The following is a 13,402-nucleotide window of genomic DNA, read 5'->3' as shown; positions in this document are numbered from 1 at the left end:
CGTGTCGGTGGCGGGGCCGACGCACGCGGTCGGTGGCGGGACCGGCGCACGCGGTGTCGGGCGAGGGGGACGGGGCCCGGCACCAGGAGGCGCGGGCGGCGCGCGGACGCGGCGGTCCCGGCCGTCGCGCACCGCGGGCGGAACCGGCCCAGCGGCGGCCAATCACGCTGGGACGGTCCGGTCCACGTGCCAGGGAGGCCTCTACGACTCTGCCGTTCGGGCACGGGACCGTCACCCGCGGAAGCCCACAAAGTTCGGCCGCGATTCCTGGCGGCGCCCACGTGGCCGCCGCCGGCGCGCCCGGTGAACAATGGGGCACCATGACGTCGACCCCTCTCGATCCCGCGCGCGTGCGCGCCGCGGACCGCGCCCACCTCTGGCACCCGTACACGACCGTCCCCGCCGCCGAGGAGCCGTACGTGGTCACCGGGGCGCGGGGCACGCGTCTGGACCTGTGGTCGGACGGCGCGACGCACAGTGTCGTCGACGGGATGGCGTCGTGGTGGTCGGCGATCCACGGCTACGGGCACCCCGCGCTGGACGCGGCGGTACGGGGGCAGGTGGACGCGTTCGGCCACGTGATGTTCGGCGGGCTGACCCACGGCCCCGCCGCGGAGCTGGGCCGCACCCTGGTCGAGATCACCCCGGACGGGCTGGAGCACGTCTTCCTCGCCGACTCCGGCTCGGTGTCGGTGGAGGTCGCGATGAAGATGTGCCTCCAGTACCACCGCTCCACCGGCCGCCCCGAGCGGCGCCGCTTCCTGACCTGGCGGGGCGGCTACCACGGCGACACGTTCCACGCGATGAGCGTGTGCGACCCCGACGGCGGCATGCACTCCCTGTGGGACGACGTCCTGCCGCGCCAGGTGCACGCTCCCCGGCCGCCCGCGGGCTTCGACGCCCCGGTGGATCCGGCCTGGGCGGCGGAGTTCGAGCGGTTGGCCGCGGAGAACGCCGACACCCTGGCCGCCGTGATCGTGGAGCCCGTGGTCCAGGGCGCGGGCGGGATGCGCTTCCACCATCCCGGCCATCTGCGCGAGCTGAGACGGATCGCCGACGAGCACGGCCTGCTGCTGGTCTTCGACGAGATCGCCACGGGTTTCGGGCGCACCGGTGAGCTGTTCGCCGCCGACCACGCCGGGGTCACGCCCGACATCATGTGCCTGGGCAAGGCGCTGACCGGCGGCTACCTCACCCTGGCCGCCACCCTGTGCACGGGCCGGGTGGCCCGTGGCATCGCCGAGGGGGAGGTGCCGGTCCTGGCGCACGGGCCCACGTTCATGGGCAACCCGCTGGCCTGCGCCACCGCCCTGGCCTCGATCGAACTGCTCACCGGCGGCGACTGGCGGTCCGACGTGCGGCGGATCGAGTCCGGGCTGCGCGAGGGGCTGGCGGCGGCCGAGTCGCTGCCGGGGGTGCGCGAGGTGCGCGTGCTCGGCGCGATCGGCGTCGTGGAGCTCGACGAACCGGTGCGCATGCGCGAGGCCACGCGCGCCGCCGTGGCCTCGGGGGTGTGGTTGCGCCCCTTCCGCCACCACGTCTACGCCATGCCGCCCTACGTGTGCACCGACGAGGACGTCGCGGTGATCGCGGCGGGGATGGTCGCCGCGGCCGAGGCTTCGCTGGGGGCGCGGTGAGCCTGCTCGTGGTGACCGGGACCGGCACCGAGGTGGGCAAGACCGTGGTCACGGCGGCGATCGCCGCCGCGGCACGGGACGCCGGACGGCGGGTGGCGGTCCTCAAGCCCGCGCAGACGGGGGTCGCCGCGAGGGAGCCGGGGGACGCGGCCGAGGTCGCGCGGCTGGCCCCGGGCGTGACCACCGCGGAACTCGTCCGCTATCCGGACCCCCTGGCCCCGGCGACCGCCGCCGCCCGGTGCGGCGCCGGGTGCGTGCGGGCGGAGGAGGTCGCGGACGCCGCCGTGCGCCTGACCGCCGACCACGACCTGGTACTGGTCGAGGGTGCGGGCGGACTGCTGGTGCGGCTGAACGCCGAGCGCGAGACCCTCGCCGACGCGGCCGTCCTGTTGTCCGCGCCGGTCCTGGTGGTGGCCCGGCCCGACCTGGGCACGCTCAACGCCACGGCGCTGACCGGCGAGGCACTGCGCGCCCGCGGCCTGGGGCCGGTCGGCGTCGTGGTGGGCTCCTGGCCGCGCGAGCCGGACCTGGCGGAGCGCTGCAACCTGGCGGACCTGCCGACCATGGGCGCCGGACCGCTGCTCGGCGCCGTCCCCGAGGGCAGCGGCGGCCTGGACGCCCCCGCGTTCGCCGACACCGCCCGGGCAGCGTTGGCCCCGGGTCTGGGCGGCACCTGGGACGCCGCCGCCTTCACGGCGCGCCATCCCGCCTGACCCCACCGGCCCCGAAGCCCACCTGCTCGTCCCTGGCAGGCGGGACCGGTCGTCTCCGTCACGTCACCCGCGGCTCCGCGGGCCTGGGGACGGGGGCGGCCAGGGTGAAGGCGTAGGGACCCGGGCCGTACGCGCGCAGGTGCTCGGTGCGCCGGTCGGCTTCCGCCGCCGTCACCTCCGTGTCGGCCGGCGACCACCACAGGGTCCGCTCCACCGTGGGGAAGCCGCCGCTCGCCGCCCGGTAGTCGAGCAGGTCGTCGTGCGCCTGCTCCACGAAGACCCGCAGCTCCTCGGCCGACCGCCACCGCGACACGATCCGCACGCGGTTCCCCTCGTCGGAGAAATGGACCTCCTCCAGGTACCCGGAATGGTCCTCGGCGCGTCGGCGCATGGCCAGGACCAGTGAGAACAGCGCGCAGTGGTCGCCGTCAGGGGTGGTGAGGGTCCTCGCCTCGGCGAGCACCGCCCCCGACACGGGCGCGGGTGCCGACCGGGCGGTCGGCACCGAGTGGCGGACCGAGGTGCGCTGGTGCGGGATCAGGGACGGCATCGGTTCTCCCCAGAAGAGTGGACTGGCAATGAAGGGGCCACTTTGGTGCTGGTGGTATCCCTTCCGGTGATGCCAGTATGGAGAGACGCGGTCCATCCAGACAGATCCAATGGAGCGGTAAATGGACTCTTCTCGCGAAGTCGGCGTGTTGGTGGACCACCTCGGCGCCTGGTCGGCCGGCAGCGGCGCGCTCTACCGGCGCCTCGCCGACGCCCTGCACGGCCTCGTCACCCAGGGCACCGTCCTGGCCGGGGAGCGGCTGCCCTCCGAGCGGGCGCTGGCCGCCGCGCTGCGGCTCAGCCGCACCACGGTGGTCTCCGCCTACGACGCCCTGCGCGCGGAGGGCGTCCTGGAGAGCCGGCAGGGCAGCGGCACGCGCGTCAGCGCCAGCGTGGGCCCGGTCCGCGGGGACGGCTGGGTGCCCGGCAGTCTCGCCAACCCGATGTACCAGAACCTGCTGAGGGAGACGCCGCGCGTCATCTCGGTGGCCTGCATGCGCACCCCGGCACTGGACATCGTGGGAGAGGCCGTCCGCGAGGTCGCCGAGCACGACCTGCCCGCCCTCATGGCGGAGGAGAGCTACCAGCCGCGCGGGCTGCTCGTCCTGCGCGAGGCCATCGCCGACCACTACGAGCGGCAGGGGCTGCCCACCTCGCCCGACCAGATCGTCGTCACCACCGGCGCGCACCAGGCCGTCGCCCTCGTCTCCCAGCTCTACCTGCGCAAGGGGTCCCCCGTGGTCACGGAGGACCCCGGGTTCGCGGGGTGCCTGGACCTCATGCGCGACCGGGGGGCGGCCTTCCACCCGGTGCCGCTGGACGAACAGGGCATCGACCCGAACGCGCTCCGCCGGGCCATCGCCGAGTACACGCCCCACCTGCTGTACGTGATGCCGTCGTACCACAACCCCACCGGGCGGCTCATGAGCGCGGCGCGGCGGCGCGAGATCGGCGAACTGGCCGCCCGGTACGGCACGCCCGTGCTGGAGGACAGCGCCTTCACCGGCCTGCGCGCCGAGGGGGAGCCGCCGCCGCTCGCCGCGTTCGCCCCGCGCGGGACGGAGGTCATCACCGTCGAGTCGCTGACCAAGGTGGGGTGGGCCGGGCTGCGCCTGGGCTGGCTGCGGGCCCCCGTGGAGATCGCCATGCGGCTCAGCCGCCGCAAGGTCCTGGCCGACCTGGGCAGTCCTCTGCTCGACCAGGGCGTCGCGGTGCGCCTGCTGCCGCGCTACGACGAACTGGCCGCCGCGCGTTCCGAGCACCTGCGTGAGGCACTGCACCGGATGGAGGCGCTGCTGCGCGAGGCCGTGCCCACCTGGGAGTGGCAGCGCCCCGACGGCGGAGCCGCCCTGTGGGTGAAGCTGCCCGGGGTCGACGCCCGTGCGTTCGCGCAGGTGGCCCTGTGCCACGACGTCGAGCTGATCCCCGGCCCGATGATGTCGGCCGCGGAGGACGGGCGCTACGACGAGTACTTCCGCCTGCCCTTCGCCTTCGACGAGGACACCGCCCGGGAGCTGGTCTGGCGGCTCGGCCGCGCCTGGCGCGAACTCGACCGGCACGGACCCGTGGTCGAGGACCCGGACCGCCTGGTCGTCTGAGCGCCGGTCCCCCCGCAGCACGAGGGCGGCACCACCCGGGGGGTGGTGCCGCCCTTGCGTCACGCGGCCCGTGCCGTGCCCGCCGTGTCCGGGCAGGCGTGCGGTGACGCCCGCACTGGGCGCGCCGCTCGGGCGCGCCGTCCTAGAACTCGACCGAGCGGGCCTTCTCCAGGCGCGCCTGGACGTCGGCCCAGTTGACGACGTTCCAGAAGGCCTTGACGTACTCGGCCTTGACGTTCTTGTACTGCAGGTAGAACGCGTGCTCCCACATGTCCAGCATCAGCAGCGGGGTGGTGCTGTGCGGGATGTTCGCCTGCTGGTCGTAGAGCTGCTCGATGATCAGGCGCTGGCCCAGGGGCTCCCAGGCGAGGATCGCCCAGCCCGAGCCCTGGATGCTGTTGGCCGCCGCGCCGAAGTGCCCGCGGAAGGCGTCGAAGGAGCCGAACTGGTCGTCGATGGCCGAGGCCAGCTCGCCGGTCGGCTTGTCGCCGCCCTCGGGCGAGAGGTTCTGCCAGAAGATCGAGTGGTTGACGTGGCCGCCGAGGTGGAACGCGAGGTTCTTCTCGAGCATGGGGATGGTGCCGAAGTCGCCGGACTCCCGGGCCTCCGCCATCTTCTCCAGCGCGGTGTTGGCACCGGCGACGTAGGCGGCGTGGTGCTTGGAGTGGTGGAGCTCCATGATCTGACCGGAGATCCACGGCTCCAGGGCCGCGTAGTCGTAGGTGAGTTCGGGCAGCGAGTACGGCGCAGACATCTCTGATGCACCTTTCCAGTGACGTGAATCGTCGTGCTTACCAGCGATGGGATCGCTACCGAGCAAGCTATCAGCCAGTGCGCGGGGTGCCCGATGTCAGCCTCTCGACACCGCGACCCGGGAATAAACACCAGCGGAAGCCGCCCTGGGTAGACCACCGGTGATGGCACAGGGTCATGCGCCGGACGCGTGGCGTGTCGCGGGGTCCGTGGGGCGTCACGTCGACCGCGGGAGCTGCCCGCTCGTTCGCCCGCCCTTCACCCGGTCGGCACCGGAGGGGGCGATCATTCGGCGCCCGAAGCGACGGGGCCGTTCCCGCTGCCCGCCCCCTTTCGGTCCGGCGCCGCCCCCATTCTTCGGGTCCCGTCACCATTCATGGCCGTTCCTGTCACAGGGGCGGCCGCCTTCCGGTCGGACCCGCCGCCGATGACCGGACCCGCCGTTCGGCTCCGCACCGGCGTCCGTTCCGTGGTCCGGCGGTGTCCGCGTCCGGGTGGTCCCGGCGGTGGCCGCCCGGACGCCGGCCGGGCGGTCGGGCGGCCGGGGCGTGGAGCGCGTGGAGTGGAAGCCGGACCGGTGTGCCCCGTGGGTGAAACGTGAGTCGGTGTTCCCGGTGTTCCCGGTGCTCCCGGTGTTCCCGGTGCTCCTGGTGCTCCCGGTGTTCTTGGTGCTCTCGGTGTTCCCGGTGGCCGGGTGGCCTGGTGGTCCGGTGACCCGGCCTTCGGCGTGGTGCCCGGACAGGTCACGGCGACGGACCTCGCCGGTTGCGTGTGTCCTTCCGGCGAGTGCGGCGCCGTCGTGGGTAACGTGCTGGTGTTCTGGGACTACTCGGACAAGACCGCCGCCCGCGCCCGTACGCTCCCATCGATGGACGAGGAGGCCCTGTTGGAGGCCAGTGGACGGCCGCCGTCCCGGTCGGGGAACGCCGGGCCTCGCGGAATCGATGCCTGGGTGAGGGGCTGGTGAACAATGGGGGAATTGGGTGTCATTCCGGTTTTGATTTCCCTTGGACGGGGCCGTGCTATTCCCTAGGGGCGTTAGTGTCGACATCGCTTCGCGGGAGTTTCCCGGCGCCGTCGGAGACGCGCTCGAAACTGGTCGTTTCACACGGAGAACACCGCCATGTCCCCCGCACGCCCCACGTGCCGTGTCCGAAACCCCGGAGGTACCCACCCATGGCAACACCACGACGCGGACGCCGCCCCCTCCTCCTCGCCGCCGCGGCGCTCGCGATCGTCGCGCTGGCCGCCCCGACGGTCCTGGGCGTGCTCGGGCTGCTGACCGTGGCGGAGTCCTTCGTCGTCACCGGCCTGGTCGCACTGGCCGGCGCGGTGGTCGCGCTGGGAGCGGCCGTCCTGCTGCTGCGACGCTCCATGCTGGCGGTGTCCCAGGAGGTCAGGACACAGACGCGCAAGGTCACCGAGACGCTGGGCCGGGACCGCCTGGAGACCATCCGCGCTCTGGACGCCACCCGCGCCCGCGTCAACCGCATCCAGTCGCACTCCCTGCCCACCATGACCCGGAAGATCACCGGCGCGATCGACAGGCAGGGCCGCCACGACTACGAGCAGCAGGTGGCCTGGAACGAACTCACCCGCCACCTGGACACCGCCCCCTTCATGCCGCCGCTGCGCGGGTGGGCCGCCTCCCCGGACGTCCTCCGGGTCCTGGTGCGCCACATCGACCGCCTGCGCCCCGACCTGGTCGTGGAGTTCGGCAGCGGGGCCTCCAGCGTGTGGATGGGCTATGCCCTGCGGCGTGCCGGGGGCGGACGGCTCGTCGCGGTCGAGCACGACGCCCGCTACGCCGAGCTCAGCCGCGCGCTCGTCGCCTCCCACGGGCTGGACGACATCGTCGAGGTCCGCACCGCGCCCCTGACCGGGATCGAGGCCGTCACCGTCGCGGTCGGCGACGAACAGGTCTCCACGGCCGACCGCTGGTACGACGCCGCCATCCTGGACGACCTGGAGGGCATCGGTCTGGTGTTCGTGGACGGCCCGCCCAAGGCCACCGGCAGGCATGCCCGCTACCCCGCGCTTCCGAACCTGATGCCGCGCTGCACGGAGGACGTCGTGTTCGTTCTGGACGACGCCGACCGGCCAGACGAGCGGGCGATCGGCGACCGCTGGCTGGCCGAGTACCCCGCACTGCACCGGACCGAGGAGCACGCCGAGAAGGGGGCGCACGTGTTCAGCCGCAAGGGCGTCTGACGACGCCGCAGCCCACGGTCCGGTCCCGGCCACGCGGTTCCGGCCGTACCGCCCACGCACCCGAGGTCACCAGATGATCACCACCGCAGTCCGCAACGCCCTGCGCACGCGCGACCGGGAACCCGCCGTGCTGTGCCACACGGGCGCGCACCGGAGCGCGCGTGTCCCCCTGGACCGCCTGCCGCTCCGGCCCGCCGACCGCGTCGTCGACCTGGACACCCATCCCATGGGCGTGTCCGTCCTGGGGGACCAGGAGGCGGGTCTGGTCGCGGTCGTGGCCGCCACACCGACCGACCTGCACCGGGCCGTCACGGTGAGCGTCCACCTGCCCCGCGCCGCGCACGTGCTCGTCGCGCTGGTCGACACCGGGGGGCTCCAGGAGCCGCCGATCCCCGCCGCGCCCGGAACGGGGCAGTGGCGCGACGTGCAGGAGGTCCGGGTCCGGCGCGTCGGCCGCCGCGGATGGCTGTGCGAACTGTTCTTCCCCAACGCCGTGGAGACCTCCGAGGTGCTCGACGCGGTCATGCACGGCACGCGGGGCCGCCGCCGCGGCCCCGCCGTCGCCCCGCTGCCCGTCCTCAGCGGCCACGAGGGCGCGCTCTGGCGGCCCGGCGACACCGGGGTCCACGGCATCGAGGGCGAGGGGCCCGTCCCGCTGCGCCGGGTCACGCCCGTGGGCGACCTCGCGCTGCGCGTGGGAGCCGGCCGGCCGCCGGAGTGGACGGACACCACCGTGCCGGTGCTGGACCGCCGCACCACGTCGGCCGACTCCTGGACCGCGATCACCGGCGGGACCTCCCGCGCCCGCGAGGTCAGCGAGTCGGACGGCATCCCGGTGGACGAGCGGATCCACGCCGTCGCGCCGATCGACGAAGTCACCGTCAACCCCACCGGGTTCGTCCGGGTGTCCGGTGGCCCGCTGGCCGACCTGACCGTCCACGGATCGCGCGCCGTGGTCCGCGAGGGCACGAAGGACCTGGTCACGGTCGCGGCGGACGGGACGGTCACCGACGTCGACCTCGCCCGGCTGCGGCACCTGGGCGGCGTGCGCGTCGACTGGTCGGGCCACACCGGGCCCAGCGCCGCCGTCCGCGCGGTGGCCTCCCTGGCCGCGGGCGGTGTGCCGCTGCTGAGCGGCCCGGTGCCCGGCTGGGCCGGAGGGCTGGGCGGGGCGCTGACCGACCTGATCACCGGCGCGGAGGAGGCCGACGTGGCCGACGCCCTGCGCCGGGAGGAGTACAGCGTCCGCCTGCGCCGCGCGGCCCTGCGTACCCACGGCCACCGCGCCCGCTGGCGCGCCCTGGCCGCCCGGGCGGGCGTGCCGGTCCCGCCGGAGCCGACGGTGTCGGTGGTCCTGTGCACCCGCCGCCCGGAGATGGTCGGGTTCGCGCTCGCCCAGATCGCCCGGCAGCGCGGCGTGTCCGTCGAGGCCGTGCTCACCCTGCACGGCTTCCCGGCGGACCTGCCCGAGGTCGCCCCGGCCCTCGCCGGGTTCCGGGCCACGGGCATCCCGCTGACCGTGCACGAGGCCGACGCCGACCAGGTCTTCGGCGCGGTCCTCAACGACGCCGTCGGCCGCGCGGGCGGCGACCTCGTCGCCAAGTGGGACGACGACGACTGGTACGGCCCCGACCACCTCGCCGACCTCGTCCTCGCCCGGACCTACTCCGGAGCCGAACTCGTCGGAGCCGGCCAGGACTTCGTCTACCTCCAGGAGGTCGACCTCACGGTCTGGCGCAGCCGCGCCTGTGAGATCGCCTCCCCCTTCATCGCCGGGGGCACGATCCTCACCGACCGCGTGGTCCTGGAGGAGACCGGCGGTTTCCGGCCGCTGCCCCGGGCCATCGACACCCAGCTCCTCATCGCCGTCGCACGCGGCGGTGGACGCATCTACCGCACCCACGGACTCGGGTACGTCCTCCGCCGCACCGGCGGCGGACACACCTGGTCCGAGGACATGGCCTCATTCCTGCACGACCACACGCGACAGTGGCCCGGCTGGTGCCCGAGCGCCCTCCTGGAGGGGGAGCCGGCACCGCTGGGCCAGCCCGTCACCGAGTACACGGGGGGACTCCGTTGACCACCTTGGACACCGGCCGAGGGCCGGCCGCAGGCGAACCGCGCTCAGCACACGCTCTCAAGCGGGGCGAGGCGGGCCACACCGAGCAGCCGCGCCTGACGCGCAACGACTACTCACCGCTGGAGCCGCCGGCCCTGGGCGAGTGGACCCCGACGCTGTCCGTCAGTGTCGTGATCCCGGCCCACGGGCAGCCCGAGAAGCTGGCCCTGGTCCTGGCCTCCCTGGCCGCGCAGAGCTACCCCGCGCACCTGACCGAGGTCGTGGTCGTCGACGACGGCTCGCCCGAGCCGCTGACCCTGCCCGAGGTGCGCCCCGAGAACACCCGGCTGATCACCTCCGCGCCCGGCGGATGGGGGTCGGCGCACGCGGTCAACACCGGTGTGGCCGCCACCTCCGGACAGGTCGTCCTGCGGCTGGACGCCGACATGCTCGTCTACCGCGAGCACGTCGAGTCGCAGATGCGCTGGCACCACCTCCTGGACTACGGCGTGGCCATGGGGCACAAGCTGTTCGTGGACTTCGACCCCAAGGCCATGACTCCCGAGTACGTGCGCGACGAGGTCGCCCAGGGCCGGGCGGACACCCTCTTCGACCGGGAGGGCGCGGACCCGCACTGGGTCGAGGACTACATCGCCAAGCGCGACGCGCTGCGCTCCGCCGACCGCCACGCCTACAAGGTCTTCATCGGCGCCACCGGGTCCCTGCACCGCTCCCTGCTGGAGGCGGCGGGCGGCCTGGACCGGGACCTGGTCCTGGGCGGTGACACCGAACTCGGCTACCGGGTGTCCCAGCAGGGCGCGGTGTTCATCCCGGACCTGGACACCAGCAGCTGGCACCTGGGCCGCACCCAGATGCAGACCCGCCGCGAGGCGGGCATGCGCTACCGCGGCCCGTACGTGTCCAACCGCGTGCCCGACCACCACCTGCGGCGCAGGCGCCACGACCGGGTGTGGGAGGTGCCCTACGCCGACGTCGTACTGGACGTCGCAGGGGCGACCCTGGAGCAGGTCGACGCCACCGCCGCCGCCCTGCTGTCCGGCACCACCCCCGACATCCGGGTGTGGATGGTCGGAGCGTGGGGCGAGCTCGACGACGGCCGCCGCGCGCCGCTGGACGAGGAGCTCCTGGACCTGCGGCTGGTCAAGGAGACCTTCCGCGGCGACGCCCGGGTCCGCTTCGTGGAGGAGACCCCCTCCGCGGACTCCCAGGTCCCCTTCGTGCTGCGCGTGCCCGTGGGCACCACGCCGGTCCGCACCCTGGTGGCCGACCTGATCGGGGCCGCCGACAAGAACAAGGCCGGACTGGTGTGCGCGCCCCTGCCCGGGGCCGCGCGCGCCGACGACGGGGTGCTGCGCCTGGAGCGCAGGGCGGCCTTCGCGCGGGCGCTCCACCTGGAGCCCGGAGCCGAGGGACGGCAGCTGGACCGCGCCGTGGACGAGGTGTACGGCACCTACTGGATGCCCGGGAACGACTGCGTCGTGCAGGCGGAGGCCGAGGAGAGCGCGGAGACCAAGAGCCCGCAGGCGCTGCGCCGCGAGCTCGACCGGGCCCTGGCCGAGGTCGAGCGCATGCGCGGGCGGGCCAAGCGTGCCGAGCGCAAGCTGCGCTGGTTCACCCCGGGCCTGGCGCGCCGCGTCCTGCGCCGCATCGCCCGCTGAGGCCGTGGCCGGTGGGCGCCCGGACCGTTCCGCGGCGCCCACGGCCCATGGCCACGACCTGTCATCGCACCGGTGCTTCCAGTGCTCGCTCCCGCCGCGCTGGGCCCGGCAGTCGCGCCTCCGACGGGGCACTCGCACCGCGTACCCAAACCACCCGAGGTCACCGATGATCACCAATGCCCTTCGCCAGGCGCTGCGCACGCGCGGCGACGAACCCGCCGTGCTGTGCCGCGCGGGTCTGCCCAACCGGACGCTGGACGCCCTCGACCGCCTGCGCCTGCGCGCGCACGACCGCCTCGTGGACCTCGACACCCACCCCGTGGGCGAGCCGCTGACCGTGCCGGGCGTGCGCGGCGAGGGCACGTCCGGCTCGGTCGCGCTGTGCGTCGTCCTGGCCGCCACCTACACCGACCTGCGCCGGGCCGTCACGGTCATGACCGGCTTCCCCGCGGCCGCGCACATCCTGGTGGCCGTGACGGACGCGCCCGAGCACAGCCGCCCGCCCATCCCGGCCGCACCCGGCCTGGGGGAGTGGCGGGGCCTACAGGAACAGAGCACCCGCCGGCTCGGCAAGCACGGGTGGATCTGCGAGTTCTTCTTCCCCGCGGGCACCCCCGTGGCCCCGGTGGTCGCCGGGGTCTTCGAGGGCACCGGCGGACGGCGCCCGGTGCCCGCCCCGCGGCCCCTGGCCGCCCTGTACGGCCCGGAGGCCGCGACGTGGCGCGCGGGCGACCCGGGGGCGCTGTGGGCCCCGGCGGCGGGGCCCGCGCCCCGGCTCAAGGCGGTCCCGGCGGTGGACCTGGTCCTGCGCACCGACGACGGGTCGGCGCTGCCCGACTGGGACGACCCGGAGATCGCGGTGGCGGACCGGCGCGCCAGCGGGGCCGACGTGTGGGAGGCGGACACCGTGCGGTCCGACGAGGAGGCGTCCGCCCCGGCGCTGCGGATCAGCGAGAGCGACCCCGTGCTGGCGGTACCGCCCATCGACGAGCGCACCGTCAACCCGGTCGGGTTCCGGTCGCGGGTGACGGGTCCGGTCGCCGAGCTCACCGCCGTGGACGGGCGCACGGTCGTCGCCGATGGCGGCAAGGTGGTGGCCGAGGTCGCTCCGGACGGCACCGTCACCGACGTCGCGCTGGAGCGCATGCGCCACCTGCGCGGTGTCCGCGTGCGGTGGGAGGGGCACGGCGGCCCGGTCTCGACGGTCCGCGCGGTGGCGTCGCTGGCCGCGGGCGGTGTGCCGCTGCTGAGCGGTCCGGTGCCCGGCTGGGCCGTCGGGCTGGGCGACACCCTGGTCGACCTGCTGTCCGGGTCGGAAGGGGTCGAGTTGGACGACCCGCTGCGCCGGGAGGAGCACAGCGTGCGGCTGCGCCGCGCGGCACTGCGCACGCACGGCCAGCGCGCCCGCTGGCAGGCGCTGGCCGCGCACATGGGCGTCCCCGTGGCGCCCGAGCCCCGGGTGTCGGTGATCCTGTGCACCCGGCGGCCGGAGATGGTCGGGTTCGCGCTAGCCCAGATCGCCCGCCAGCGCGGGGTCCGGCTCGAAGTGGTCCTCACCCTGCACGGGTTCACCGCCGACCTGCCGGAGGTGGCGGCCGCCGTCCGTGAGTTCACCGGGACCGGGCTGCCGCTGATCGTGCACGAGGCCGACGCCGACCAGGTCTTCGGTTCCGTGCTGAACGACGCGGTCGACCGGGTGTCGGGCCACCTGGTGTCCAAGTGGGACGACGACGACTGGTACGGCCCCGACCACCTGGCCGACCTGCTGCTGGCCCGCGCCTACTCCGGAGCCGACCTGGTCGGCAACGTCCAGGACTTCGTCTACCTGGAGGAACTCGACCTCACCGTGCGGCGCGGCAAGCAGAGCGAGATGCCGATCCGGTTCGTCTCCGGGGGCACGCTGATGTTCGAGCGGGGCCTGTGGGAGGAGGTCGGCGGGTTCCGTCCGCTGCCCCGCGCGATCGACACCCAGCTGATGACGGCCCTGCTGCACAACGGGGGCCGCATCCACTCGGCGCACGGCCTGGGCTACATCCTGCGCCGCGCGGGTGGCGGCCACACCTGGAACGAGGACCTGTCCTACTTCATCGGCAAGCGGGTCGACCAGTGGTCGGGCTGGCGGCCGAGTGAGATTCTGGAGGGCGAGCCGGTCCCGTTCGGTGAAGTGGACCGGGACGCCGCCCGCGTCGGCGGGCAGGCGTGA

9 protein-coding genes are annotated in these 13,402 nt (G+C 74.4%); 7 read left to right on the top strand and 2 right to left on the bottom strand.

The window, feature by feature from the left end; translation table 11 throughout:
• Positions 1–320: 320 nt before the first annotated feature.
• Together ADL05_RS00875 and bioD are read left to right on the top strand one after the other, a co-directional pair.
• Positions 321–1,637, top strand: coding sequence for an adenosylmethionine--8-amino-7-oxononanoate transaminase (locus ADL05_RS00875; RefSeq protein WP_053614882.1), 1,317 nt, complete (start codon positions 321–323; stop codon positions 1,635–1,637).
• Positions 1,634–2,350: a dethiobiotin synthase gene (gene bioD, locus ADL05_RS00870; RefSeq protein ID WP_053614881.1), complete on the top strand. Its 717-nt coding sequence runs from the start codon at positions 1,634–1,636 to the stop codon at positions 2,348–2,350. The genes ADL05_RS00875 and bioD overlap by 4 nt, the downstream gene beginning before the upstream one ends.
• A 58-nt stretch (positions 2,351–2,408) precedes the next feature.
• Here the strand turns inward: bioD and ADL05_RS00865 are convergent, their stop codons facing one another.
• Positions 2,409–2,900, bottom strand: coding sequence for a DUF3291 domain-containing protein (locus ADL05_RS00865; protein WP_053614880.1), 492 nt, complete (start codon positions 2,898–2,900; stop codon positions 2,409–2,411).
• Between the two features lie 121 nt (positions 2,901–3,021).
• On the opposite strand from ADL05_RS00865, the gene ADL05_RS00860 reads away from it, so the two are divergent.
• The gene (locus ADL05_RS00860; RefSeq protein ID WP_053614879.1) at positions 3,022–4,497 is read left to right on the top strand and encodes a PLP-dependent aminotransferase family protein; all 1,476 of its coding nucleotides are present in this window, start codon (positions 3,022–3,024) and stop codon (positions 4,495–4,497) included.
• A 142-nt stretch (positions 4,498–4,639) separates the two neighbouring features.
• Here the strand turns inward: ADL05_RS00860 and ADL05_RS00855 are convergent, their stop codons facing one another.
• Positions 4,640–5,251 carry a superoxide dismutase gene (locus ADL05_RS00855; RefSeq protein WP_053614878.1) on the bottom strand — a complete coding sequence of 204 codons (612 nt, stop codon included), beginning with the start codon at positions 5,249–5,251 and terminating at the stop codon, positions 4,640–4,642.
• Between the two features lie 1,175 nt (positions 5,252–6,426).
• Here ADL05_RS00855 and ADL05_RS00845 point away from each other — a divergent pair.
• The 4 genes from ADL05_RS00845 (at position 6,427) to ADL05_RS00830 (ending at position 13,402) form a co-directional block, all read left to right on the top strand.
• Entirely contained in the window at positions 6,427–7,461 is a 1,035-nt protein-coding gene (locus ADL05_RS00845) for a class I SAM-dependent methyltransferase (RefSeq protein WP_053614876.1), read from the top strand.
• A gap of 73 nt (positions 7,462–7,534) precedes the next feature.
• Positions 7,535–9,541 carry a glycosyltransferase family 2 protein gene (locus ADL05_RS00840; protein WP_053614875.1) on the top strand — a complete coding sequence of 669 codons (2,007 nt, stop codon included), beginning with the start codon at positions 7,535–7,537 and terminating at the stop codon, positions 9,539–9,541.
• Positions 9,538–11,199: a glycosyltransferase family 2 protein gene (locus ADL05_RS00835; RefSeq protein ID WP_053614874.1), complete on the top strand. Its 1,662-nt coding sequence runs from the start codon at positions 9,538–9,540 to the stop codon at positions 11,197–11,199. Before ADL05_RS00840 ends, ADL05_RS00835 begins: the two co-directional genes overlap by 4 nt.
• Before the next feature lie 166 nt (positions 11,200–11,365).
• Positions 11,366–13,402: a glycosyltransferase family 2 protein gene (locus tag ADL05_RS00830; RefSeq protein WP_053614873.1), complete on the top strand. Its 2,037-nt coding sequence runs from the start codon at positions 11,366–11,368 to the stop codon at positions 13,400–13,402.

The organism is Nocardiopsis sp. NRRL B-16309, from assembly GCF_001279585.1.
GTDB lineage: Bacteria > Actinomycetota > Actinomycetes > Streptosporangiales > Streptosporangiaceae > Nocardiopsis.
The sequence above is the reverse complement of the archived record's forward strand: the minus strand, read 5'-3'. Positions and strand labels throughout refer to the sequence as shown.